Origin of the sequence: Campylobacter coli (assembly GCA_039516895.1) — a bacterium.
Lineage (GTDB): Bacteria > Campylobacterota > Campylobacteria > Campylobacterales > Campylobacteraceae > Campylobacter_D > Campylobacter_D coli_B.
In genome coordinates, this window is record CP154437.1 from 1,333,946 (window position 1) to 1,356,733 (window position 22,788).

The 22,788-nt window shown below is 31.7% G+C and carries 28 protein-coding genes, 5 tRNA genes and 1 riboswitch; of the genes, 11 read left to right on the plus strand and 22 right to left on the minus strand.

Going from position 1 to position 22,788, the window contains the following annotated elements:
- Nucleotides 1-33: 33 nt before the first annotated feature.
- The 15 genes from rplA to nssR form a co-directional block, all read right to left on the minus strand.
- Nucleotides 34-735, minus strand: coding sequence for a 50S ribosomal protein L1 (gene rplA, locus AAID94_06665; GenBank protein XAK23519.1), 702 nt, complete (start codon nucleotides 733-735; stop codon nucleotides 34-36).
- Between the two features lie 55 nt (nucleotides 736-790).
- Entirely contained in the window at nucleotides 791-1,216 is a 426-nt protein-coding gene (gene rplK, locus AAID94_06670; GenBank protein ID XAK23520.1) for a 50S ribosomal protein L11, read from the minus strand.
- Between the two features lie 26 nt (nucleotides 1,217-1,242).
- Complete coding sequence (gene nusG, locus AAID94_06675) at nucleotides 1,243-1,776, minus strand: transcription termination/antitermination protein NusG (protein ID XAK23521.1); 534 nt, start codon at nucleotides 1,774-1,776, stop codon at nucleotides 1,243-1,245.
- A 12-nt stretch (nucleotides 1,777-1,788) separates the two neighbouring features.
- A complete protein-coding gene (gene secE, locus AAID94_06680; GenBank protein ID XAK23522.1) occupies nucleotides 1,789-1,968 on the minus strand; it encodes a preprotein translocase subunit SecE in 180 nt (59 codons plus the stop codon).
- An 18-nt stretch (nucleotides 1,969-1,986) separates the two neighbouring features.
- A tRNA-Trp gene (locus AAID94_06685) sits at nucleotides 1,987-2,062 on the minus strand.
- 11 nt (nucleotides 2,063-2,073) lie between these two features.
- Nucleotides 2,074-2,232: a 50S ribosomal protein L33 gene (gene rpmG / locus AAID94_06690; protein ID XAK23523.1), complete on the minus strand. Its 159-nt coding sequence runs from the start codon at nucleotides 2,230-2,232 to the stop codon at nucleotides 2,074-2,076.
- Between the two features lie 52 nt (nucleotides 2,233-2,284).
- Nucleotides 2,285-3,484 carry an elongation factor Tu gene (gene tuf, locus AAID94_06695; GenBank protein XAK23524.1) on the minus strand — a complete coding sequence of 400 codons (1,200 nt, stop codon included), beginning with the start codon at nucleotides 3,482-3,484 and terminating at the stop codon, nucleotides 2,285-2,287.
- 60 nt (nucleotides 3,485-3,544) lie between these two features.
- Nucleotides 3,545-3,619: transfer RNA gene (locus AAID94_06700), tRNA-Thr, on the minus strand.
- A gap of 94 nt (nucleotides 3,620-3,713) precedes the next feature.
- Nucleotides 3,714-3,790: transfer RNA gene (locus AAID94_06705), tRNA-Gly, on the minus strand.
- A 6-nt stretch (nucleotides 3,791-3,796) separates the two neighbouring features.
- Nucleotides 3,797-3,882: transfer RNA gene (locus AAID94_06710), tRNA-Tyr, on the minus strand.
- 60 nt (nucleotides 3,883-3,942) lie between these two features.
- Nucleotides 3,943-4,018 (minus strand) — tRNA-Thr (locus tag AAID94_06715).
- Nucleotides 4,019-4,151: 133 nt separating this feature from the next.
- Complete coding sequence (locus AAID94_06720; protein ID XAK23525.1) at nucleotides 4,152-4,889, minus strand: amino acid ABC transporter ATP-binding protein; 738 nt, start codon at nucleotides 4,887-4,889, stop codon at nucleotides 4,152-4,154.
- A gap of 1 nt (nucleotide 4,890) precedes the next feature.
- Nucleotides 4,891-5,547, minus strand: a complete 657-nt coding sequence (locus AAID94_06725; GenBank protein XAK23526.1) for an amino acid ABC transporter permease — start codon at nucleotides 5,545-5,547, stop codon at nucleotides 4,891-4,893.
- Complete coding sequence (locus AAID94_06730; protein ID XAK23527.1) at nucleotides 5,540-6,241, minus strand: amino acid ABC transporter permease; 702 nt, start codon at nucleotides 6,239-6,241, stop codon at nucleotides 5,540-5,542. Before AAID94_06730 ends, AAID94_06725 begins: the two co-directional genes overlap by 8 nt.
- Before the next feature lie 10 nt (nucleotides 6,242-6,251).
- On the minus strand, nucleotides 6,252-6,848 hold the full coding sequence (gene nssR / locus AAID94_06735; GenBank protein ID XAK23528.1) for a nitrosative stress-sensitive transcriptional regulator NssR: 597 nt from the start codon (nucleotides 6,846-6,848) through the stop codon (nucleotides 6,252-6,254).
- A gap of 81 nt (nucleotides 6,849-6,929) precedes the next feature.
- Between nssR and ctb the strand changes: the two genes are divergently transcribed.
- Nucleotides 6,930-7,313, plus strand: a complete 384-nt coding sequence (gene ctb / locus AAID94_06740; protein XAK23529.1) for a truncated hemoglobin Ctb — start codon at nucleotides 6,930-6,932, stop codon at nucleotides 7,311-7,313.
- A gap of 2 nt (nucleotides 7,314-7,315) precedes the next feature.
- Here the strand turns inward: ctb and recG are convergent, their stop codons facing one another.
- Genes recG through AAID94_06755 form a run of 3 tightly spaced genes read right to left on the minus strand, consistent with a single transcriptional unit; the run spans nucleotide 7,316 to nucleotide 11,386 of the window.
- The gene (gene recG / locus AAID94_06745) at nucleotides 7,316-9,130 is read right to left on the minus strand and encodes an ATP-dependent DNA helicase RecG (protein ID XAK23530.1); all 1,815 of its coding nucleotides are present in this window, start codon (nucleotides 9,128-9,130) and stop codon (nucleotides 7,316-7,318) included.
- Nucleotides 9,120-10,340 carry a pitrilysin family protein gene (locus tag AAID94_06750; GenBank protein ID XAK23531.1) on the minus strand — a complete coding sequence of 407 codons (1,221 nt, stop codon included), beginning with the start codon at nucleotides 10,338-10,340 and terminating at the stop codon, nucleotides 9,120-9,122. Before AAID94_06750 ends, recG begins: the two co-directional genes overlap by 11 nt.
- Nucleotides 10,340-11,386, minus strand: a complete 1,047-nt coding sequence (locus AAID94_06755) for a dehypoxanthine futalosine cyclase (GenBank protein XAK23532.1) — start codon at nucleotides 11,384-11,386, stop codon at nucleotides 10,340-10,342. The genes AAID94_06750 and AAID94_06755 overlap by 1 nt, the downstream gene beginning before the upstream one ends.
- Nucleotides 11,387-11,458: 72 nt before the next feature.
- On the opposite strand from AAID94_06755, the gene AAID94_06760 reads away from it, so the two are divergent.
- Nucleotides 11,459-12,646, plus strand: coding sequence for an MFS transporter (locus AAID94_06760; protein XAK23533.1), 1,188 nt, complete (start codon nucleotides 11,459-11,461; stop codon nucleotides 12,644-12,646).
- 26 nt (nucleotides 12,647-12,672) lie between these two features.
- Here AAID94_06760 and nusA read toward each other — a convergent pair whose 3' ends face one another.
- Complete coding sequence (nusA, locus tag AAID94_06765; protein XAK23534.1) at nucleotides 12,673-13,761, minus strand: transcription termination factor NusA; 1,089 nt, start codon at nucleotides 13,759-13,761, stop codon at nucleotides 12,673-12,675.
- Between the two features lie 125 nt (nucleotides 13,762-13,886).
- Here nusA and AAID94_06770 point away from each other — a divergent pair, with 125 nt between their 5' ends.
- Genes AAID94_06770 through AAID94_06795 form a run of 6 tightly spaced genes read left to right on the plus strand, consistent with a single transcriptional unit; the run spans nucleotide 13,887 to nucleotide 18,068 of the window.
- On the plus strand, nucleotides 13,887-14,129 hold the full coding sequence (locus AAID94_06770; GenBank protein ID XAK23535.1) for an HP0268 family nuclease: 243 nt from the start codon (nucleotides 13,887-13,889) through the stop codon (nucleotides 14,127-14,129).
- Nucleotides 14,126-15,427 (plus strand): tRNA (N6-isopentenyl adenosine(37)-C2)-methylthiotransferase MiaB, encoded by a 1,302-nt coding sequence (gene miaB / locus AAID94_06775; protein XAK23536.1) that lies wholly within the window; start codon nucleotides 14,126-14,128, stop codon nucleotides 15,425-15,427. The genes AAID94_06770 and miaB overlap by 4 nt, the downstream gene beginning before the upstream one ends.
- On the plus strand, nucleotides 15,411-16,034 hold the full coding sequence (locus tag AAID94_06780) for a lysophospholipid acyltransferase family protein (protein ID XAK23537.1): 624 nt from the start codon (nucleotides 15,411-15,413) through the stop codon (nucleotides 16,032-16,034). Before miaB ends, AAID94_06780 begins: the two co-directional genes overlap by 17 nt.
- A gap of 8 nt (nucleotides 16,035-16,042) precedes the next feature.
- On the plus strand, nucleotides 16,043-17,032 hold the full coding sequence (locus AAID94_06785; GenBank protein ID XAK23538.1) for a clan AA aspartic protease: 990 nt from the start codon (nucleotides 16,043-16,045) through the stop codon (nucleotides 17,030-17,032).
- Complete coding sequence (locus AAID94_06790; protein ID XAK23539.1) at nucleotides 17,029-17,553, plus strand: hypothetical protein; 525 nt, start codon at nucleotides 17,029-17,031, stop codon at nucleotides 17,551-17,553. The genes AAID94_06785 and AAID94_06790 overlap by 4 nt, the downstream gene beginning before the upstream one ends.
- Entirely contained in the window at nucleotides 17,550-18,068 is a 519-nt protein-coding gene (locus AAID94_06795) for a hypothetical protein (protein ID XAK23540.1), read from the plus strand. The genes AAID94_06790 and AAID94_06795 overlap by 4 nt, the downstream gene beginning before the upstream one ends.
- Here the strand turns inward: AAID94_06795 and thiC are convergent.
- The 3 genes from thiC to rpe form a co-directional block, all read right to left on the minus strand.
- On the minus strand, nucleotides 18,060-19,352 hold the full coding sequence (gene thiC, locus AAID94_06800; protein XAK23541.1) for a phosphomethylpyrimidine synthase ThiC: 1,293 nt from the start codon (nucleotides 19,350-19,352) through the stop codon (nucleotides 18,060-18,062). The genes AAID94_06795 and thiC overlap by 9 nt on opposite strands.
- Before the next feature lie 45 nt (nucleotides 19,353-19,397).
- A riboswitch (TPP riboswitch) is annotated at nucleotides 19,398-19,502 on the minus strand.
- Between the two features lie 22 nt (nucleotides 19,503-19,524).
- Entirely contained in the window at nucleotides 19,525-20,286 is a 762-nt protein-coding gene (locus AAID94_06805) for a 3'-5' exonuclease (protein XAK23542.1), read from the minus strand.
- The gene (gene rpe, locus AAID94_06810; GenBank protein XAK23543.1) at nucleotides 20,283-20,930 is read right to left on the minus strand and encodes a ribulose-phosphate 3-epimerase; all 648 of its coding nucleotides are present in this window, start codon (nucleotides 20,928-20,930) and stop codon (nucleotides 20,283-20,285) included. Before rpe ends, AAID94_06805 begins: the two co-directional genes overlap by 4 nt.
- Nucleotides 20,931-21,067: 137 nt before the next feature.
- Between rpe and rpmB the strand changes: the two genes are divergently transcribed.
- From rpmB to AAID94_06825, 3 genes are all read left to right on the plus strand, one after another.
- Nucleotides 21,068-21,262 carry a 50S ribosomal protein L28 gene (gene rpmB, locus AAID94_06815; GenBank protein ID XAK23544.1) on the plus strand — a complete coding sequence of 65 codons (195 nt, stop codon included), beginning with the start codon at nucleotides 21,068-21,070 and terminating at the stop codon, nucleotides 21,260-21,262.
- Nucleotides 21,263-21,460: 198 nt separating this feature from the next.
- Complete coding sequence (locus tag AAID94_06820) at nucleotides 21,461-21,676, plus strand: YdcH family protein (protein XAK23545.1); 216 nt, start codon at nucleotides 21,461-21,463, stop codon at nucleotides 21,674-21,676.
- Between the two features lie 9 nt (nucleotides 21,677-21,685).
- Entirely contained in the window at nucleotides 21,686-22,780 is a 1,095-nt protein-coding gene (locus AAID94_06825) for a methyl-accepting chemotaxis protein (protein ID XAK23546.1), read from the plus strand.
- Nucleotides 22,781-22,788: the final 8 nt, after the last annotated feature.

Consider the following 22,788-nt stretch of genomic DNA (forward strand, 5'->3'; position numbering starts at 1 on the left):
GTTTATTTAAAAAGAGTTGCATTATAGCAACTCTTACTTCATATCAAGTAATTCTTGTGTTTCAAGTTTTACAGAAGGACTCATTGTTAAAGATAAAGCCGCACTTTTAATATATCTACCTTTAGCTGCTGCTGGTTTATGTTTATTAATTGCTTTAACAAAAGTAGAAATATTATCCCAAAGTTGCTCTTTAGAAAAACTTACCTTTCCAAGACCTGCGTGAATATTTCCTTGTTTATCTACACGGAAATTTACCTGTCCACTTTTAGCATTGTTAACTGCTTGAGCTACATCCATAGTAACTGTTCCGGTCTTTGGATTTGGCATCAAACCTTTAGGACCTAAGATTCTACCTACTTTACCTACAAGACCCATTAAATTAGGAGTTGCGATTAATACATCAAAATTCATATTGCCTTTTTGAATTTCTTCTATCAAATCATCACTTCCTACAATATCTGCTCCAGCATTTTTTGCTTCATCTGCCTTAGCATCTTTTGCAATAACAGCCACACGAACTTTTTTACCTGTTCCCGCAGGAAGCACAACAGAACCTCTAACCATTTGATCGGCATGTCTTGGATCAACATTAAGTTTAAGTGCGATTTCAACAGTTTCATCAAATTTTGCTGACTTTAAATTTCTTACTGTTTCAATTGCTTCATTTAAAGCATACTCTTTGCTTACATCAATTTTTTGTGATAATTCTTTTAATCTTTTAGTTATTTTAGCCATATATTTCTCCGCATTTTTAAAGTGCTACCGCTTTTTACCTTAGCGGTAAAAGGTTTTAATCTACAATTTCAACACCCATAGAGCGAGCTGAACCTGCAATAATTTTCGCAGCTTGATCTCTATCCTTAGTATTTAAATCTGCAATTTTTTTATCAACAATTTCTAAAACTTGGGCACGAGTTAATTTACCTACCTTATTTTTAAGTGGATTGTCTGTACCTTTAGAAATTCCAGCTGCTTTTTTGATTAAATCTGTAGCAGGTGGTTGTTTTGTAATAAAAGTAAAGCTTTTATCAGCATAAACAGTAATAACAACAGGGATATTAAATCCTGCCATATCCTTTGTTCTTTCATTAAAAGCTTTACAAAATTCCATAATATTTACACCTTGTTGACCTAAAGCAGGGCCTACAGGTGGCGATGGATTAGCTTTTGTAGCTGCAATTTGCAATTTAATTTCGCCTACGACTTTTTTAGCCATAACAAATCTCCTTACTTGATATAAAATTAAATAATTTTCTCAACTTGAGAATACAAGATCTCTACCGGAGTAGAACGTCCAAAAATAGAAACATTAAGTTTTAGTAATCCACGAACCATATCGTATTCTTCTACTATAGCAGTAAAGTTTGCAAATGGACCTTCTGTAATTCTTACATTTTCCCCTTCTTCGAAAGAAATTTTAGGCTTTGGAGCAGCACGGTTATGTACCTTTTCCAAAATTAAATTAATATCTTTTTCTGTCAAAGGAGTAGGTTTTTTTGATTCTCCAATAAAACGACCAACTTTTGGAAGAGATTGGATACGATGCCAAAGTTCTGTATTTAAATCAAGATGTGCAAAAACATAACCAGAATACAAACTTCTTTCGCTTATCTTCTCTTTTCCATTTTTAAATTCAATAACATCTTCAGTTGGAACAACAATTTCTTTTAGTTGCTCTTCGATTCCATTATCTTTTACTAAATTTTCAATGGCTCTTTTAACCGCCATTTCGCTACCAGCATAAGTTTGGATTGCATACCATTTATGAGTACTCAAAATTTGTTCTCCTTATACAATCGCAGAAACAATAGAGGACATAATCCAATCCACTAGCGCCAAAAACAAAGAAATAACCGTAACTACTACAAAAACTGTAATATAAGCATTTCTTACCTGTTCTTTTAAAGGAAAAATTACTTTCCTTAATTCGGCTTTTGATAATTTAAAATAAGTTATTAATTTTTCCATTTATTTAAACCTTAATCATGGCAGGGCAAGAGGGATTCGAACCCCCAACCATCGGATTTGGAATCCGGCGCTCTACCGTTGGAGCTATTGCCCTAGGGCATAAGCTTAACTTTTTAGCTTAACTTCTTTGTGAAGTGTGTGTTTTTTTAATCTTGGGCAATATTTTTTTAATTCCAATTTTTCTGTAGTATTTTTGCTATTTTTATAGGTGCTATAATTAATATCACCACATTCTTCACATTTCAAACCAACTTTAATTCTCATTTATATTTTCCTTAAAAAATTTAAAGCCAAGCACTAAACTTGGCTTTTAAAATTACTTAATAATTTTAGAAACAACACCTGAACCAACAGTTTTACCACCTTCACGGATAGCAAAACGAGTACCTTCTTCAAGAGCTACTGGTGCAATCAAGCTTACAGTGATTCTTACATTTTCACCTGGCATAACCATTTCAACGCCATCAGCTAATTTAATAGAACCTGTTACATCTGTTGTTCTTACATAGAATTGTGGTCTATAGTTATTAAAGAATGGAGTATGTCTACCACCTTCATCTTTATTTAAGATATAAACTTCAGCTTCGAAATCAGTATGTGGAGTAATTGATTTTGGTTTAGCAAGAACCATACCGCGGATAACTTCTTCTTTTTTTGTACCACGAAGAAGAACACCAACATTATCTCCTGCTTCACCCTGATCCATTTCTTTTCTAAACATTTCAACGCCAGTTACAGTTGTTGTTTGAGTATCTTTAATACCAACGATTTCTATAGTATCACCAACTTTTACAATACCTTTTTCAATTCTACCTGTAACAACGGTACCACGACCTGAAATTGAGAAAACATCTTCAATTGGCATTAAGAAATCTTTTTCAGTATCACGAGTTGGAGTTGGAATATAGCTATCAACAGCAGCCATAAGATCCATAATTTTCGCTGACCATTCACCATCTTGTCCAGCTTTTGCTTCTTCAAGAGCTTTTAAAGCAGAACCTGAAATAATAGGTGTATCATCACCTGGGAAATCATAAGAACTTAATAATTCTCTAATTTCCATTTCAACCAATTCTAAAAGTTCAGCATCATCAACCATATCTGCTTTATTCATAAAAACAACAATATATGGAACACCTACTTGGCGTGAAAGAAGAATGTGCTCTCTAGTTTGTGGCATAGGACCATCTGCTGCAGAAACAACAAGAATAGCACCGTCCATTTGAGCAGCACCCGTAATCATGTTTTTAACGTAGTCAGCGTGACCTGGACAATCAACGTGTGCGTAGTGGCGATTATCTGTTTCATATTCGATATGAGAAGTTGCAATAGTGATACCTCTTTCTTTTTCTTCAGGAGCGTTATCAATATTATCATAATCTTTAAGTTCTGCCAAACCTCTTCTTGAAAGAACAGCAGAAATAGCAGCTGTCAAAGTAGTTTTACCGTGGTCAACGTGACCGATAGTACCAATGTTTACATGTGGCTTATTACGTGAAAATTTTTCTTTAGCCATTTTTTCCTCCATATAAAAATTTAACAAGGCAAGTCTATATTTATAATTTTTTCAATTTTATGGAGCTCATAGCGGGAATTGAACCCGCGACCTCTCCCTTACCAAGGGAGTGCTCTACCTCTGAGCCATACGAGCGCTCAGAAAAATTATATAAAAACATAGACAACTAAAAAATAATTTTAGGGGATTTACTGTAAGTTAGAAAAAAATACAGCTCCCAGTCAAACTTTGGAGCGGGAAACGGGACTCGAACCCGCGACCCTCAGCTTGGAAGGCTGATGCTCTAGCCAACTGAGCTACTCCCGCAAAGCATGGTGGTGAGTCGTGGATTCGAACCACGGAAGGCGAAAGCCAGCAGATTTACAGTCTGCCCTCGTTGGCCACTTGAGTAACTCACCATAAATAAAATATTACATCTAATTTTATCGTAATATTCTGGTCAAACACTGCTAAAATAATGGAGCTGGTTAAGGGACTTGAACCCCCGACCTGCTGCTTACAAGGCAGCTGCTCTACCAACTGAGCTAAACCAGCAAATTAATTTAAAGACGATATTATATCTTAAAAAAAATAGTTTGTCAAGATTAAGCACTATAAATTATTTAAAAAACATTCTAATAATTAAAATTTCTCATCAAAAATCCAAAAACTAGGATTTTCATTAAAATTATTTATGATAATCAAATAAATTAAGAAATTTCTTAGCTCTTTCACTTTTAGGATTTTTAAAAAAGTCATCGGGAGTATTTTCTTCGATAATTTCTCCATTATCCATAAAGATTATTCTATCAGCTACTGCTCTTGCAAATCCCATCTCGTGAGTAACTATAAGCATAGTCATTCCATCTTTTGCTAAATTTAAAATCACTTCTAAAACCTCACGAACGATTTCAGGATCAAGTGCTGCTGTAACCTCATCAAAAAGCATAAGCTCTGGATTCATACAAAGACTACGCACTATGGCTATTCTTTGTTTTTGCCCCCCACTTAGCTCTCTTGGATAAGCATCAATTTTATGTGCCAAACCTACTTTTTCAAGCCAAATTTTAGCTTCTTGTAAAACTTCTTCTTTAGCCCTTTTTTGTACTTTTAAAGGACCTAAAAGTATGTTATCTTTCACGCTTAAATGTTCAAATAATTCATAGGATTGAAATACCATGCCCACTTTTTGACGCACCCTTGTCCAATCTTTAAAATTTTTATCGATCTTATCTTGTCCTATTTCTATAATCCCATCTGCAATTTCCTCAAGTCCATTAATACAACGCAAAAGAGTGGATTTTCCACAACCACTTGGACCTAAAATTACTACCACTTCTTTTTGTTTTACTTCTAAATTAATATTCTTTAAAGCATGATGAGAGCCATAATATTTTTGTAAATTTTTTATCTTTAAAATACTCATTTTAACTCCATTTTTTTTCTAATTTTCTAGAATATAAAGTAACAGGATAGCAAATTATAAAAAAGATAAAAAAGATTAAACCATATATAATAAATGGTGCTAAATCATTTTTGTTATTAAATTCTATGATTTGCTGTCCTACTTTTACAAGCTCTACCGCACCGATTAAATAAGCAAAAGTTGTGCTTTTAATCATGCGTGTTAACAAATTCATACTCATAGGCGTTAAACGACGCATAGCTTGTGGGATTATGACATAAAAATAACTTTGAGTTTTATTTAAACCAAGACTTGCTGCACTTTCGTATTGGTGCTTAGGAATGCTTTTTAAAGAAGTTCTCACCAAATCCATCATTTCAAAACTTCCCCAAATACTAAAAACGATAATAGCCGAACTTACACTGCTTAAATTTATACCTAACCATCTAGAAAGTCCAAAATATACCATAAAAAGCCATACTAACAACGGCATAACACGAACAAATTCCAAAGCAAAACGGCATAGAATATAAACATAACGATTTTTAAGGCTCATCAAAATACCTAAAAAAAGCCCTCCAAAAGAAGTTATAATAATGCTTACGATAGAAATTTCAAGCGTAATATACAAACCCTTCCAAAGCCGGCTTAGGGTATCTGGATTTAATAAATCAAACATTTGAAAACCTTTTTTCTAAAAAGAACAAAAACAAAGAAATAGGTAGAATGATACACAAATACCCCAAAAACAAAAGCAATAAAAGCTCATCTGTTTTATAAGTAAGAGAATTTAAACCCTTCATAACAGTGACTAAATCCGGCAAAGCTATAATACTCACAACAGAGGTTTCTTTAATAAGAAAAACAATATTCGCACTTATTCCTGGCAAGCAAACTCCTAAAGCTTGAGGTAATATAACATAACGCAAATTATTCAATTTAGTAAAACCTAAAGAAAGCCCTGCTTCAAATTGCTGCTTTTTAATAGCCTCAAAACCAGCCCTAAAACTCTCTGCCATATAAGAACCACCCAAGAAACTAAGTCCTACAATAGCACATGCAAACGCTGGACGTAAAGCCTCATCTACGCTTAAACAGATCAAATTCAAAGGTGGAATTTGTTCTAAATGAATATTAAATTTAGGCAAAGCATAATATAAGAAAAAAAGCTGTATTAACAAAGGAGTGTTACGAGAAAATTCTATATAAACCTTACAAAAAGCTTCCATAATCGTTATTTTAAAATAACTCATTAAAATACAAAAAAAGCCTATAATTATAGAAAAAATAATACCAAAGAAACTAAGTTTTAAAGTAAGCCAAGCAGCTGCAACGAAAGCATTTGAATTGGCCAGTATAAAATCAAAATCCATTTTATTCCTATTACCAAAGTCCTTTTTTTAAACCCTCTTTATCTAGTATTTCAATTTTACCCTTTTTTGTCTCAATTAGCTCTGAATTTTTAAATTCTTTTAAAATTCTTGACAAAGATTCAGCACGAACGCTTAAGTCCACCGCAATTTGTCTTTGCGAAATTTGAGTCAAATTCTTTTCATTTTCCAAAAGATATCTTGCAAGTTTACTTTTTAAATCCAAAGAATTTTCTAATAATTTTTTTTCTAAAATTTTGATTTTTTCAAAAAGAGATGAAATAAGCAAAAAATTAAATTCTTTATTTTGACTGCATAGGGTTTCAAAGTCCTCAAAATCAATTTCTAAAATTTCACAATATTCTTCACAAATAGCATTTGCTGGATATCTCAAACGCTTAAATGTAGGCATTTCGGCTATGAAATTGGGTGGTGTAAAATAATGTAAAGTAATCTCCTTTTCACCTGCTGTACTCTTATATACACGCACCCTACCCTTTAAAAGAATAAAAAATTTTAATGCCTTTTCGCCCTCAAAAAATAAAATATTATTTTTTTCAAATTTTCTTATTTTGCCTATACCTTTTAAAAAATCCAAATACTCTTGCATTGTAATATTTAACCTATGTTAATTTTATCTCATTTTGTTTGTGCTATATTAACGATAAATTTTTATCCAAAGGCAAACATAATGAAATATGAAACCATAAACAAAGAAAGTATAGCTAAACTTATGGAGCTTTTCTATGACAAAATAAGAAAAGATAAAGATTTAGGACCTATTTTCAACAACGCCATAGGAACCAGTGATGAAGCATGGAAAGAACATAAGGCAAAAATAGGAAATTTTTGGGCTGGAATGCTACTAGGAGAAGGTGATTATATCGGGCAACCTCTGAAAAAACATCTTGACTTACCTCCTTTTCCACAAGAATTTTTTGGAATTTGGCTAGGGCTTTTTGAAGAAAGTTTAGATAAAATTTACAATGAAGAAATGAAAAATGTTATTTTACAGCGTGCACAAATGATAGCCTCGCATTTTCAAAATATGCTTTATCGTTTTGGCGGACATTAAGATTATATTTTCATCAGATCTTTTTTTGCTTTTTCCAAAATGTATTCATCTTTGGAAAAATCAAAATATTTAAATTCGTTTCCATGCTGGATAAATCCATCAAGCAAATCTCCACTCAAACGATTTTTAAGATCAAGCTCTGCGATTTTAAAACCATCTAAAGTACTAGCAAATTCTTTTAATCGATTTGGAATTTCTTTGAGTTTTGTATAAAGATAACAAGTGCTTTTAAGTCCGACACGACCTACGCGTCCACGGAGTTGATGCAAGGTAGCAAGACCTAAGCGTTCTGCCCCCACAATAACGATAGTACTAAGCCTTGGCAATGAAATTCCTACTTCTACAACCGTAGTGCTTAACAAAATATTTCCCTCATCGCGAAACCGCTCCAAAATTTCATCTTTTTGTTTGTCTTTCCCATGCGTAACAAAAACTTTTTCATAATTATCCTCCCAATATTTCCTTGCTTGCTCTAAAGAAAGATAAGGAATTTTATCACTTGGATTGACTAAGGGGTAGATGATGATGATTTGATGATTTTGCGCAATTTCCTCTTTGATTTTTTCACTAAGTTTTGCAAAACCCTCATTTTGTATACAAAGAGTGGTAATATCCTTTTTAAAAGGCATTTCCTTGATAAAACTAAAATTTAAAAGCTCTGATTGTATCATGCTTAAAGTTCTTGGAATGGGCGTTGCGGAAAATTGTATAAAATGTGGGGCTAATTCATCTTCATTTAAAGAGTAAATTTGCTGACGCTGCGCAGAACCAAAGCGATGTTGCTCATCTATCATTACAAGTACAGCATTATGACTTTGAAGGTGAATGAGCGCATGAGTTCCTATAATCAAATTGGTTTTTTTGATTTTTTCTTCCAAATCTTTTTCTTTTTTGCCCCCTTTGATAAATAAAATATCCATAAATTCAGGTAAAAGTTTTTTTGCCTCTTCATAAAGCTGATGGGCAAGTATGCTAGTAGGAGCCATTAAGATAGCTTGTTTTGGATACACCATTAAAGCAGCACCTAGCAAAACCAAAGTCTTACCACAGCCCACATCTCCCATAATCACTCGTCTTTTAGCCTCTTTAGAGCTTAAATCTTGCTCTATATCCTTTAAAGCATTTAATTGATCGCGAGTGGGTGAAAAAGGTAAATTTTTTAACCAATTGGCTATATTAAAAATTTCAATTTCATAAGCTTTAAAATGGTTTTTTTTAGCTTTTAAGCGTTTTAAAAAATTATAAATTTCAATATATTTTAAATCTTTCTCAAAACGCTCCAAATTCTCAAACATTAAAAAACTTTTTTCATCATAAGCATGCAAATTTAAAAGAAAATGGATGTATTTATCTTCAATCCCGCTTTCTTTTAAATTTTCATAATTAAGATATTGGTGTATAAATTCAGAAATTTTGTTATCTTGTAAGCCTTGAATTTGATATTTTGGAGCAAAGCCTGCAAAAGAAGCTAAAATTTTAGGATTATTAAACTGCCAAATATGACCAAAACGCGTAAGTTTTGCATGTAAAATAAGCTCTTTGCCTATTTTGCAAACTCCAAAGTGCCAAGCCCTAGGATGAAAAAACACAAAAGAAATGTCTTGATTCCATTCCTTGCAAAATCCCAAACCAAAAAGCTGGCCTTTTTTCGAATGAATACTTTTAATGATTATTTTTTGAGTACACAGCTCATTTTCTTTCGGCATTTTACTAGGACTCAAATTTTCGATTTTTTTAGGTAAGATAAGCGCTAAATCGATCGCGCTTTTAATTTTTAATTTTTTAAAAAAATCAAAATCATTTTCTTTAATTTTCATTTGCAATACTTGCAAAATTTAAATCTAAAATTTCATTATGCTTTCGTATGTAAGCATTTAACTCTTGAAGTTCTACTTTTTCTATGAGCTTTAATTCTTCTTTATAATATCCTTTTGGCAATCCCTGATAATACTCGTTAAAGCTTATCGACAAACGCCTACTAAGACTTTCATAACGCAAAGGAGTTGAACCTATGAGAAAATTTTTAGCCTGCACAAGCTCATTTTGACTCACCCCTTCTTTTACAAAATCTTTAAATACTTCTTTAACTATCTTTTTAGCTTCTTTAGCGCTTTCATTTTTAGTTTGCAAATAACCAAAAACTCTAGTAAAAGATGCATTCATATCAAGCATAGCATAAGCAGAATACGCAAGCCCTCTTTTAACACGAATTTCTTCCATTATCCTTGATCCAAAACCGCCTTGACCTAAAATAAATAGTGCGATTTTTGCAAGATAAAAATCCTTATCATTAAATTTTGTAAAAAAGGGTGCAGCAAAGTAAATATAGGCTTGTTCGCTTTCTTTTCTGATTTGGATTATGTCTTTATTTTTTGAGTTAATTTCATAAGTTTTTTGTGAATTTTGACTGCCTTTTTGAAGTTTTGCTAATAATTTATCTAATAAGCCTTTAGCCTTTTCTTGGGCTAAATTTCCACCTAAAATCACTACAAGATTGCTTAAATTAATATTTTTCTTATAAAAACTTTCCAAGTCGCTTAAAGAAATTTGCTTGATAGTTTTTTCATCACCATCATTTGGACTTTGAAATTCTTTACATCCAAAAATTTCGCTATTAAGCAAATTTTTTGCTAAATAATCAAAATCACTATTTTTACTAGCAAGCTCACCTAGGGCATTAATTTTTAGTTTTTCTAAAATTTTTTCTTCAAATCTAGGATTTAAAAGTAAATTTTCTAAGTGTTTTAAAGCAAATTCAAAATTTTCTTCTAAGCAAGAAAGATTGATTTCCAAACTTTCAAAACCACTACTTGCTTCCAAATTTACAGCTTTAAATTCCAATTCTTTAAAAAAGCTATCGTCTACACCCTCGTTTAAAATTCTTGCAAACATCTTTGCAAGTCCTGCTATCTCATCATAACTTCTTCCACAGTTTCTAAAAACAAGCTTTAAAATAACAATAGGAAAATCATTATTTTCCTCAAAAATAAAAGGAATTTTTATCTCATTAACTTCTAAATTCTGCATTAAAACCTTTCTAAAATTTCATAAGCTGTATTGCGCTTAGCGGGATTTTCGCCTAAACTTTTAATCAATCTTATCATCTCATCTTGATTCATTCTATAACTCGCACCCGCAGCGCTTACAACATTTTCCTCCATCATAGTTGAACCTAAATCATTGGCCCCAAATTTTAAAGCAAGTTGCCCAATCAATGAACCTTGCGTTACCCAAGAACTTTGCAAATTTTTAAAATTATCCAAATAAAGTCTAGCTAAAGCTAAGAGTCTTAAATATTTGTTTGAACTTTGCTTCATAATTTCAGGATGCTTTTGGATTAATGCTGTATTTTCGCTTTGAAAGCTCCATAAGATGAAGGCCCTAAAACCTCCTGTTTCATCTTGTAATTTTCTTAAATGTTCAAAATGATCGATAATCTCCTCATCACTTTCAACCGTTCCAAACATCATAGTAGCAGTACTTTTCATACCAATTTCATGAGCTCTTCTATGCACTTCTAACCAAGTAGCAGTATCGCATTTATTAGGCGCGATAATATCTCGCACTCTATCGCTTAATACCTCAGCACCCGCTCCAGGTATTGAAAACAAACCTTTAGCTTGAAGTCTTTGTAAAACTTCAGAAATTGAAATTTTAGAAGCCTTAGCAATATAAGCAATCTCAACTGCAGAAAAGCCATGCACGGTAATATTTGGATAATGCTCTTTTATCCATGAAACAAGCTCTTCATACCATTCTATTTTTAGTTTAGGATGCACCCCACCTTGAAAAAGAATTTGCGTCCCTCCGATAGCTTCGAGCTCTTCAATTTTTTTACCGATTTCTTCAAAGCTTAAAATATAAGCATCATCTTCTTTATGATGGCGATAAAAAGCACAAAAAGAACAATCTATACAACAAACATTAGTATAATTTATATTTCTATCCACAACAAAGGTAGTGATTTTTTCAGGATGAAGTTCTAATTTTCTTTGGTAAGCCATTTCTCCAAGCTCTACTAAATTTGCATTCCTTAACAAATAAAGAGCTTCTTCTTTATCTAATCTTTTCAAGTTATTTCCTTAAAATCCATTTTTAGCTTTATTATAGCATTTAAAAACATAAATTATGCTATAGTTTCGCTTATGAATTATATTGACTTATTGAAAAATAATAAAAATATTAGAATACTAACCTTAGTGCAATTTATCGTATATTTTGGTGCGTGGTTTTCCCAAACAGGTGTTTTTACTCTTTTAGTAAGCCTTAACGCTCCCACTTGGGCAACGGCTACAAGCGCTATGCTTGCTTTTTTACCAGGAGTTTTACTTGCTCCTATTAATGGGGTTATAGTAGAAAAAAATAAGCCTAAAAAGCTTTTATTGAGTATGATTAGCATAGAGCTTGTTTCCATTTTCTGTCTTATCTTTGTAACAAGTCTTAGTATGCTTTGGCTTTTATTTATTTTAATTTTTGTTAGACTTTGCGTGGCTTCGATTTATTTCCAAGCTGAAATGAGTTTGCTAGCTAAAATTTTAAATCCAGAAGAACTCAAACTTGCCAATGAAATGCATAGTGTAATTTGGGCAGTTTCTTATACAGCAAGTATGGCAAGTGCAGGAATTTTTATCAATTTTTTTGGTATAAAAGCAGCATTTTTGTTTGATTGTTGCCTTATAATTATTGGAATTTTACTTTTAACCAGACTTCATATTCCTCATTTTAAACAAAAAATTCAAAATAAATTTTTCACTTTGATTAAAGAAGGTTTTTTATATGTTTTGCAAAACAAAATCATCCTTCATCTTATCATATTGCATGCTTTTATAGGATTTACTGCTTATGAAACACTCGTAACTTTATTAGCTCAACACGAATATAAAGAAGTTTTATCTGCTGCTTTAGTTATAGGATTTTTAAATGCTATAAGAGCTTTAGCTTTGGCCTTTGGTCCTCTTTTTCTAAGTAGAATTACAAACAATAAAAATATATTTTTTCTATATCTAGGTCAAGGTTTGGGAATTATACTTTGGGCTTTAACTCAGTTTAATTTTTATATTTCGTTTATAGGTCTTATTGCTGCGGGATTTTGCACCTCATCTCTTTGGGCTTATACTTATACAATGATTCAGAAAAACTGCGATAAAGCTTACTATGGAAGAGTTATTGCTTATACGGATATGGTTTATCTTAGCTTTAGTGCTCTTATTTCTCAACTCATGGGTTTATTATTCGAACAAGGCCTTAAACTCGCTACGATTACAGCTTTGCTTGGAATCATATTTATATTTGCAGCTTTTTATTGGAAATGGTTTGATAAGAAATATTTGTGAATTTTATAAATTCACAAATTAAAAGATTAAATTTTAAATAAATCTTGCAAGTTTTTTAGAGCTTCTTCATTGCTTAGAGTATTGTTTGTGGTATGAGTATTAACCTCATTAAGTTCGATTTCATAACCGCTAAGCATACCCGCAAGACGAATATTAATACCACTTTTTCCAATAGCTTTGCTTTTTTGCTCGCTGTTTAAAGTTACAATTGCTTTTTCATTTTCAATCTTTACAGAACTCACTATAGCAGGGGCTAAGGCTCTTGCAATTAAAATTTCAGGCTCATTGCTAAATTCAATACAATCTATATTTTCATTGTGTAATTCTTTGCTTACTGCATTGATCCTAACCCCTTTTACACCTACAGTAGCTCCCACAGGATCAATATTTGCTCCATTTGCTTGAAGTATAATTTTTGCTCTTTCTCCAGGAATTCTAGCACATTTAACTACGCTTACATATCCGTCTTTAATTTCAGGCACCTCTGCTTCAAGCAAGCATTCTAGAAATTTAGGGCTCGTGCGACTTAGCTCCATTTTAATGCCCTTATCTGTATAAACACGACGTATCACAGCCTTAACAACATCGCCCACTTTAAATTTTTCACCCTTAATGCGATTTTTCCTTGGCAAAAAAGCTCTTAACTCATCTATCTCTATATAAGTATTTTCTTCATTATCAATTCGCACAACATTTCCAAAAACCATTTGGCCGACTTTATTTTTATATTTTTCAAAAATAGTTTGCTCAAGCAGCTTTTGTATGTGGTATTCTAATTCTTTGTGTAAAATATTTACAGCTGTTCTTCCTAAATTTTCTAAAGAGCATTCATAGGTGAGCTCATCACCGATTTCAACATCAGGTGCTTCTTTTTTGGCTTTGCTAAATTCAATGTAACTTTCTTTATTTTCATTCAATCTCTCATCATTGTCAGCCACAACTGTAATTTTTTGATAAAGATTTAAATTTTTTCTATCTACAAAAAAGTCATATTCTTGCCCATAAATTCTTTTTGCTGTATTTATCAAAGCTGTAATAACTTTTTCTTTTACGCTTTCTATATCCAAATTTTTCTCATTCGCAATGCTTTCTATAATGTCTGCGATTTTTTCCATAATTATCGATACCTTTTCTTTTGGGATTTTTTTAAGAAAGTAGATTAAAAGTATATCTTTAATAAGTTTAATTAAAAGTAAAATTTGATAAAATTATAGATTTAAAAGACGCTAAGGATACAATTATGGATTTAAAATTGGCAAGAAATTTAATCAATGAAGAGCCTAAAAATATTAGTCTAGCTAAAATTGAAGAGGCTGTAAATCAAGAAGGACAAAAGTTTTTTTATTTTGATAAAGAAAATTCACACAAAGATCTTATTGCCTTGGTTGAGCACTTTGAAAAAAAAGGCTTAAGTGTTTATCATAGAACTATCAGATATGGTTTAGATAGTAATGATTTTATGTATGAGGTTCACATTCTTTGAGCTCGAAAAAACTTTTTATTCAAACCTTAGGCTGTGCAATGAATGTCAGAGATTCTGAACATATGATAGCAGAACTGACACAAAAGGATAATTATACTTTAACAGAAGATATCAAAGAAGCAGATTTGATACTTATCAATACCTGCTCTGTGCGTGAAAAACCTGTACATAAGCTTTTTTCAGAAGTGGGTGGATTTGAAAAGGTTAAAAAATCGGGTGCAAAAATAGGAGTTTGTGGTTGCACAGCTTCGCATTTAGGAAGTGAAATCTTTCGTCGTGCCCCTTATGTGGATTTTGTATTAGGAGCTAGGAATATTTCTAAAATTACCGAAGCTGTTAACACTCCTAAATTTATGAGCGTTGATATAGATTATGATGAGAGTGAATTTGCTTTTGGTGATTTTAGAAATAGCATTTACAAATCATATATTAATATCTCTATAGGTTGTGATAAACATTGTACTTATTGTATAGTTCCGCACACAAGAGGAGATGAAATTTCTATCCCTTTAAATATTATCTACAAAGAAGCACAAAAAGCAGTAGATAAAGGCGCTAAGGAAATTTTCCTACTAGGACAAAATGTTAATAATTACGGCAAAAGATTTAGAAATGAACATAAAAAAATGGATTTTTCAGATCTTTTAGAAGAACTTAGCACCATAGAAGGTTTAGAACGTATCCGCTTCACAAGTCCTCATCCTCTACATATGGATGATAAATTTTTAGAAGTATTTGCCAAAAATCCAAAAGTTTGCAAATCAATGCATATGCCTTTACAAAGCGGCTCAAGTCAAATTTTAAAGTCTATGAAGCGTGGCTACACTAAAGAGTGGTATCTAGATAGGGCATTAAAGTTAAGAGAACTTTGCCCAAATGTTAGCATATCAACAGATATTATTGTTGCATTTCCAGGAGAAAGCGATAAAGATTTTGAAGAAACTATGGAGGTTTTAGAAAAAGTACGCTTTGAACAAATGTTTTCTTTTAAATACTCCAAGCGTCCTTTAACCAAAGCTGCTACTATGCCAAATCAAATCGATGAAGCAATAGCTTCAAGTCGACTTAGTACTCTACAAGCTCGTCATAATGAAATTTTAGACGATATTGTCAAAAAACAAGAAAATAAAACTTTTAAAGTTCTTTTTGAAGAATTAAGAGCGGGCAATGCTATTGCGGGTAGAACAGATAATAATTTTTTGGTGCAAGTTGAAGGCAGTGAAGAACTCTTAGGAACTTTTAAAGAAGTAAAAATTACTAATGCAAAGCGTATGGTTTTATATGGGGAAATCATTTAAAATAGCTTTTATAGCACGCTTAGTTTTCATTCTACAATGGCTGATTTTTATTACTTGCAAAAAAACTTATAAAGGCGATAAAGTTGATCAGGATTCTTATGTGATACTTTTTTGGCATGGGCGTCTTGCCCTTATGCCTTTTGCCTTTAGGCATTTTGGTAAAAAAGGGAAAAAAGCTTATGTTATGATCTCTCATCATAGAGATGGAGAGCAAATTGCTAGAATTATTAAATTATTTGGACTAGATACAGTGCGAGGAAGTACTTCAAAGGGAGCTAGCACAGCTCTTCGAAGTGCTTTTAAAATTCTAGACGAAAATCACGATGTAGTCATCACTCCTGATGGACCACGCGGACCTTATCATAGTATTTCAGATGGAGCAGTATTGCTTGCGCAGAAAAAAAATGTTAAAATAAGAATTTTAAACTATGAGGCGAGAAATTTTTGGGAATTTAAAAGTTGGGATAAAATGATTTTACCTAAGCCTTTTACTCATTTAGTCTATAGGCTTAGCGAACCCTTGGATATTTCAAGTTTAGATAAAGATCAAGCTAAATTTTTTTTACTTGAACATTTTAAAAATATTGAACAAATGGATAAATTTTAAGGAATAAAATGTTATTTTTACTTAAAAAAATATTACCACAACTTTTCACAAGTATTATTTTAGAAGACAAAAAAAACATCCTTAAAACTTCTATATATAAAAACCAAAAACTTATAAGTAGCAATGAAAAAACTTTCGACAAAAGTGAAAAATTATTAGAATATGTAAAAACACTCAATAGCAAATTTTTATTTTACCATACAGCATTATTTTTAAATGTTAAAGAGCAAGGTTTGATTCCTAGTAAAAATGATAAGGATTTTGAACGATTTAATGTAGGCAAAATGAGCTTAAAATCCGTCACATTAAATAATGCTTTAATATACACAGCGACAGAACACATAGAATATTTTAATGAATTTTTTGAGGATTATGGTGGTTTGGATTTTTTATATTCTCCTTTTGCTATACTTTATCATAATATTTTAAAAGAAAAACCAAGTAATGACAAAATAACTCTTTATGCTTATAGACATGAGTACATTTTAACCCTTATAATTTGCCGAGGTGTTGAAATTTTATATGGAGATATCATTTTCTTTGAAGAAGAATTGGGCTTAGAAATTGAAAATCAAGAAGAGAATTTAGATAGCCTAGGCAAAGATATATTAAGCGATACTGAAGTAACACTTGATAATTTTAATGAAACTCTAGAAGATAAGCTCAACGCTCTTGATCAATTTGATGATAATGATCTAGAACATAACGAAGATGATTCAGGGTTCTTAGATGGTAGGGATAAACTCGATCTTGAAGAGATGAATCAATTTGGCAACGACATGGAGCTTTGTCGCCATATAGTCATGAGTATTGAAAAATTTTACAAGGATGAAAAATATCAGAGTGTTTTTATTGATAATATTTTTATCCTTAGCACAAAAGAACTCGATCAAAGCGCTATTGAATTTTTGGAAGAAGAAACTTTATTAGAAATTCAAACTAAACAAATCAATACTTTAGATTCAATTACAGAACTCATGCAAAAGGAGCTTCAGTGACAACCTATAGCTTCATAAAGCCTAGAAAAAAGCCTATCTTTACACTCTTTGATAAAATATGGCTGGGACTTTTTAGTTTTGGTATATTTTTTATATTTGCAATATATTTTTTATACCTTACCAAGATTGCATTAACACATAATCTAATAGAAGAACAAAAAGAACAAGTTTTACAATTTCAAAATAAAACACAAGAAAATGGACAATTATATAATATTCTCTTAGAACAAAGTGAAATTGCAAATACCTTTTATACCCAAAACCAAGCTTTTAAAAATAGCTTAAAAAATCTTTTTGACATAATAGTCAAGACCGATGGAATCACTCTTGAAAGCGTAGAGCAAGAAAAAAATTCTCTTAAGCTTATAGGGGTTACACCTACAAAAGAAATGTTTGCCTTACTTTTAGAAACTCCATTGAAAAGTATTTTTGATCAGAGTTTTACAACTTATTATCGCTTAAACAATGGTTGGTATCGCTTCATTAGTATAAGTAAACAAAATTCAGGAGTTTTACAATGAAAGATAAAAGTCTTGAAGAATTAAATATTTTAAAGATTATTGTTTATGTTTTAAGCTTTATCACTGTATGTACTGCTTTGATTTTATTTTTATTATTGCCTGTGCTAAAAGATTACAAGCAAACCCATTTAAGAAAAAATTCACAAGCAGCTATATTTAATGCAGCGAAAGCTAAGTTAGATGCCAGTGAAAATAAACTAATCACACTAAGAACAGAAAACAATAAAAGCTTAGAACAATTTGAACAACAATTCAATCTAGCACATCTTCAAAATTTTTTAGAAAAATACTTTGAAAATATACAGATAACAGAACTTGAACTAGATAAAAAAGAAAAATATCTTACCCATAGAATCAACATTCGAGCATTGATAAATAATCCTAGACGCTTATATGACTTTGTAGATGCCTTAGCTCAATATAACAATCTTATAAAGATTGATTATCCCATGACCTTAAAGGCTAGTGATCATGGGATAATGATAAATCTTAATGTGCAAATTTACTCAAACTAAACTTACATTCTCGCCTTTTAAAACCTGATTCATTGTATTCATAGCACACATTTTTCCACACATAGAGCAAGAATTTAAATCATCAGGGCGTCTTTCGTTAAACATTTTTTTAGCTTTTTCGCCATCAATAGCAAGTTTAAACATTTTCTCCCAGTCAATATCTTGTCTTGCCTTACTCATTTCATCATCTCTTTTTCTTTCTTTTGGAAGTTTAGCTAAATCTCCTGCATGAGCTGCAATCTTAGTAGCTACTATACCATCTCTAACATCATTTAAATTAGGCAATCTTAAATGCTCAGCAGGAGTTACATAACAAAGTATATCAGCACCCGCAGCAGCGGCCACAGCACCACCGATAGCTCCGCTTATATGATCATATCCAGCACCAATATCCGTAACCAAAGGCCCTAGAACATAAAAAGGAGCACCTTTGCAAATGCGTTTTTCAATTTGCATATTGGCTTCAATCTCATTAATTGCCATATGCCCAGGTCCTTCTATCATCACTTGAACACCTGCTTCCCATGCTCTTTGAGTGAGTAAAGATAATTCGATAAGTTCAGAAATTTGCGCCGCATCACTTGCATCATGTGTAGATCCTGGACGCAAAGCATCGCCTAAAGATAGGGTCACATCGTATTTTAAACAAATTTCAAGCAAATCATCATAGTATTCAAAAAAAGGATTTTCAGCTTCTTTCATAGCCATCCACGCATAAAGCACCGATCCTCCTCTAGAAACTATATTAGTAAGTCTTTTACTTTCTTTAAAAACTCTAGCCGCACGCGAATTTATACCCGCATGTATAGTCATAAAATCAACTCCGCTTTTTGCATGATGATAAACCACATCTAAAAAATCTCTAGCGCTGATTTGTTTTAGATCTTTTTCTAAAAACCCTACCGCATCATAAACTGGAACTGTTCCTATCATGGCTTTTGAAACTGCGATAAGCTCGTCTCTAAAGCGACTTGTTTTGCCATAATTACTTAAATCCATAATAGCTTCGATTCCAAATTTGTGAGCAAGCTCTACTTTTTTCATCTCCTCACTATAATCAACACAATCATTTGAAACACCTAAATTCACATTCACTTTAGTACGAAGTCCAAGTCCTATGCCATTTGGATCAAGACTTTTATGATTGATATTCGCCGGAATGATAATCTTACCACAAGCTATATTTTCAAGCAAAAAATCTTTGCTTACTTCTTCTTTTTGGGCAACAATCTCCATTTCTTTGGTAAAAATACCTTCTTTAGCATAAAGCATTTGAGTTTTCATAATTTATCCTTTAAAAAATTTGGATAAATGAGGGTGCAAGTAAATTGTAGAAAGTATAAATCTTCCCGACGCTAGCATTATCTAGTTCCGGTTCGGTCTAAGCTTTTAGCTTACTCTCAGCCTGTATCACAAGCTCCCGTCATTTATGTTTTAATTATACTCTTTAAATATTTTATTTTTGCTTTATACGAGAAGTCTTAGTAAAATTTATAAGTTCTTCAGTGGTTTTGATATGATAAGGAAGTTTGCCAAGGCAATGTTTAAAAATTTCAGCCGCAGCCAAAGCATCATTTAAGGCTCTGTGATGAGCATTTTTTATCCCTAAAAGTTCTTTTAAAACATCTAGTTTATATCTTGGGCTTTCTATACAGCATTGCGCAAATTCTATGGTGCAAATACGACGATTAAGCAAAATTCCAAAACCGCATTCATTTAAGGCCTTGGAAATAAAACCATAATCAAAACGCACATTATGTGCGACGAAAATACTATCTTTTAAAAAAAGTCTAAAATCATTTAAAACCTTAGTCAAACTAGGCGCATCTTTTACCATATCTAAATTAATTCCTGTAAGTTCTGTAATATTTTCAGGAATTTCTTTTACCTGCACTAAGGAGCTAAAACGATCAATTTCTTGCAAATTTTTTATCTTAACTGCACCTATTTCTAAAATTTGTCCGTTTTTAATCCCACCTGTACTTTCTATATCTACAATACAAAAAATTTCTTCTTTAATCTTTTTTGTACGCGTTTGCAAGGTAAAAATATTATTTTTATCTAAGGTCAAACCCAAACCCAAAAGCTCAAAAGTTTCCAAATCAAGCTCATAATCTTTTAATTCTTCAATCTTCTTAAATTCCTTGATTACCCACTCATAGGGCTTACTTTGCTTACTTAAAACAGAAATAATCTGATCAATTTGCTGCAAACTCAAAATTCAAGCTTTAAAGATGAAATTGAAGTTTTATAATCATTTGAAGAAAAAATATAACTTCCAGCGACTAAAATATCTGCACCCGCGGCTTCTAAATCGCTTGCATTTAAACCATTGATTCCGCCATCAACCTCTATAAAAACCTTAGCATTTCTTTCATCGATCAGTCTTCTTAATTCTTTGATTTTATCATATACTAAAGGTAAAAATTTTTGTCCGCCAAAGCCAGGATTAACACTCATTAAAAGCACCATATCTACAAAGTCTATCATATGTTTTATAGAATTTATAGGAGTATGTGGATTTAAAACAATAGCAGGGTGAATTCCTTGACTTCTTATATACTCGCAAAGCCTTATAGGATGAGGCTCACTTTCTATATGAAAAGAAATAAATTTAGGTTTGATAGGGGTAAAAAGATCTACAAATTTACCTACATCTTTTACCATCAAATGAACATCTAAAGGAATTGAAGTAATAGTTGAAATTTTTTCTATCACACAGGGTCCAAAGGTTAAATTTGGAACAAAGTGTCCATCCATAACATCAATATGCAAAAGATCAGCTCCCGCCTCATCGATTGCTTTAATCTCTTCTTCTAGTTTTAAAAAATTGGCCGATAATAAACTCGGAGCTACATACATAAAATTAGCCTCATAAAGTAAAAAATTTTAAAGAAAAACATTTTATCTATTTATAAATTAAAAATAGTATAAATATTTGAATATTTTAAGCTTAAATTTGATAGAATCTTGATTTAAAATTTCCAAAGGATGCAAATATGGCAAGAATATGTCAAATCACAGGCAAGGGACCAATGGTGGGTAATAATGTCAGCCATGCTAACAATAAAACAAAAAGACGCTTTTTACCTAATCTTAGAACAGTTCGCGTAACCCTAGAAGATGGTACTACAAGAAAAATGAGAATTGCTGCTTCTACTTTAAGAACTTTAAAAAAACAAAACTCTAAATAAACTCTTGAGGATTCGTCCTCAATGACCTTAAAATTCTTCAATTATCATTACTTTATTTAACAAATTGCTAATTTGTAACATATTTAAGATTTATTGAATTGTTCAGTATTTTTTAAGCCAAAAATATCATTTAATTAGCTATAATGTAACATATCATTTAATATTTTTTAAATTTTATCAATTTTTAAGGAGAATTTTATGCTACATGAATATCGCGAACTTATGTCAGAGTTAAAAGGAAAAGATGCGCATTTTGATAAGTTATTTGAGCGCCATAATGAACTTGACGATCAAATTAAAGACGCAGAAGAAGGAAGAGCCCTATTAAGTGATATTGAAATTTCAAATCTTAAAAAAGAAAAATTACATATTAAAGATGAGTTGAACCAATATCTATCAAACTACAAAAAATAGGGTACAAATATGTTTGGAAGTAAAATAAATCATACAGAACTTCAAAATATCAAAAATGAAAACCAAAATCTTGCTCATCAGCTTGAGAAAATCAAGGCTGAAAATTTAGAGTTAAAAGATAAAATTTCAACCTTAGAGCAAGAAGCTTTAGAGTCAAAATTAAAAACCGATCTTTTAAATGTATTATTAGGCGGTGTTTTGAAAAATATTACCATAGTTCAAAGCGATATGCTTGAAAATGTTAATAAAGCTGAAATTATTTCTAATTATTCTAAAACTTCACTAGCAGAAATGGATGAATTAAATCATATAGCTAATTCTATAAATGCTTCTTTAAGCGATATTACAGAATCAGCTAATAAAACACGCGATGTTGCAGGAACCTTACATCGTAGTGTTGATGAGATTACTAATGTAATCAATCTTATCAAAGATGTATCCGATCAAACCAATCTTCTAGCATTAAATGCTGCCATAGAAGCTGCTAGAGCAGGAGAACATGGTAGAGGTTTTGCTGTTGTGGCAGATGAAGTTAGAAAATTAGCTGAAAAAACTCAAAAAGCTACAACAGAAGTGGAAATGAATATCAATCTTCTAAAACAAAATGCAAATGAAATGTATACTCAAAGTGAGCAAGTGGAAAAAATTTCTATTAATTCTAATGCACATATTATGAGTTTTTCAGAAAAATTTACCCACTTAGTCAATGAAGCACACTCTACAAATTCAAATGCCGTAGGCATTGCTTCAGAAGCATTTGTATCTTTGGCAAAGCTTGATCATATAGCATTTAAACTCAATGGATATAAAGAAATTTTTGCAAAATCTGGACAACAATTAGCAGATCATACAAGTTGTCGTTTAGGCAAATGGGTAGCAAGTACTGGAAAAGAAAGATTTGGCAACAGCAAAAGCTTTACAAAAATCAATGAGCCACATCAAAAAGTGCATGAAAATATGAATAGTGCTATCCGTATCGCGAGCACAGAAGATGCAAGCTTAGGCAATACTCAAGATGCAATTATCAAAAAATGTGAAAATGCTGAAAATGCATCTTTACATTTATTTGATGTATTTAAAGAAATGCTTAATGAAACGAATTAATCAAATTC

What these genes read in the sequence shown, in the direction of transcription:
- AAID94_06730 (XAK23527.1), bottom strand. Translation starts at nt 6,241, where the DNA reads ATGGATTTTGATTTTATACTGGCCAATTCAAATGCTTTCGTTGCAGCT.
- rpmG (XAK23523.1), bottom strand. Translation starts at nt 2,232, where the DNA reads ATGAGAATTAAAGTTGGTTTGAAATGTGAAGAATGTGGTGATATTAAT.
- AAID94_06785 (XAK23538.1), top strand. Translation starts at nt 16,043, where the DNA reads ATGTTATTTTTACTTAAAAAAATATTACCACAACTTTTCACAAGTATT.
- AAID94_06820 (XAK23545.1), top strand. Translation starts at nt 21,461, where the DNA reads ATGCTACATGAATATCGCGAACTTATGTCAGAGTTAAAAGGAAAAGAT.
- AAID94_06770 (XAK23535.1), top strand. Translation starts at nt 13,887, where the DNA reads ATGGATTTAAAATTGGCAAGAAATTTAATCAATGAAGAGCCTAAAAAT.
- AAID94_06780 (XAK23537.1), top strand. Translation starts at nt 15,411, where the DNA reads ATGGGGAAATCATTTAAAATAGCTTTTATAGCACGCTTAGTTTTCATT.
- ctb (XAK23529.1), top strand. Translation starts at nt 6,930, where the DNA reads ATGAAATATGAAACCATAAACAAAGAAAGTATAGCTAAACTTATGGAG.
- AAID94_06795 (XAK23540.1), top strand. Translation starts at nt 17,550, where the DNA reads ATGAAAGATAAAAGTCTTGAAGAATTAAATATTTTAAAGATTATTGTT.
- AAID94_06720 (XAK23525.1), bottom strand. Translation starts at nt 4,889, where the DNA reads ATGAGTATTTTAAAGATAAAAAATTTACAAAAATATTATGGCTCTCAT.
- rplA (XAK23519.1), bottom strand. Translation starts at nt 735, where the DNA reads ATGGCTAAAATAACTAAAAGATTAAAAGAATTATCACAAAAAATTGAT.
- secE (XAK23522.1), bottom strand. Translation starts at nt 1,968, where the DNA reads ATGGAAAAATTAATAACTTATTTTAAATTATCAAAAGCCGAATTAAGG.
- nssR (XAK23528.1), bottom strand. Translation starts at nt 6,848, where the DNA reads ATGCAAGAGTATTTGGATTTTTTAAAAGGTATAGGCAAAATAAGAAAA.
- AAID94_06725 (XAK23526.1), bottom strand. Translation starts at nt 5,547, where the DNA reads ATGTTTGATTTATTAAATCCAGATACCCTAAGCCGGCTTTGGAAGGGT.
- rpmB (XAK23544.1), top strand. Translation starts at nt 21,068, where the DNA reads ATGGCAAGAATATGTCAAATCACAGGCAAGGGACCAATGGTGGGTAAT.
- AAID94_06760 (XAK23533.1), top strand. Translation starts at nt 11,459, where the DNA reads ATGAATTATATTGACTTATTGAAAAATAATAAAAATATTAGAATACTA.
- AAID94_06825 (XAK23546.1), top strand. Translation starts at nt 21,686, where the DNA reads ATGTTTGGAAGTAAAATAAATCATACAGAACTTCAAAATATCAAAAAT.
- rpe (XAK23543.1), bottom strand. Translation starts at nt 20,930, where the DNA reads ATGTATGTAGCTCCGAGTTTATTATCGGCCAATTTTTTAAAACTAGAA.
- nusA (XAK23534.1), bottom strand. Translation starts at nt 13,761, where the DNA reads ATGGAAAAAATCGCAGACATTATAGAAAGCATTGCGAATGAGAAAAAT.
- recG (XAK23530.1), bottom strand. Translation starts at nt 9,130, where the DNA reads ATGAAAATTAAAGAAAATGATTTTGATTTTTTTAAAAAATTAAAAATT.
- rplK (XAK23520.1), bottom strand. Translation starts at nt 1,216, where the DNA reads ATGGCTAAAAAAGTCGTAGGCGAAATTAAATTGCAAATTGCAGCTACA.
- tuf (XAK23524.1), bottom strand. Translation starts at nt 3,484, where the DNA reads ATGGCTAAAGAAAAATTTTCACGTAATAAGCCACATGTAAACATTGGT.
- thiC (XAK23541.1), bottom strand. Translation starts at nt 19,352, where the DNA reads ATGAAAACTCAAATGCTTTATGCTAAAGAAGGTATTTTTACCAAAGAA.
- AAID94_06750 (XAK23531.1), bottom strand. Translation starts at nt 10,340, where the DNA reads ATGCAGAATTTAGAAGTTAATGAGATAAAAATTCCTTTTATTTTTGAG.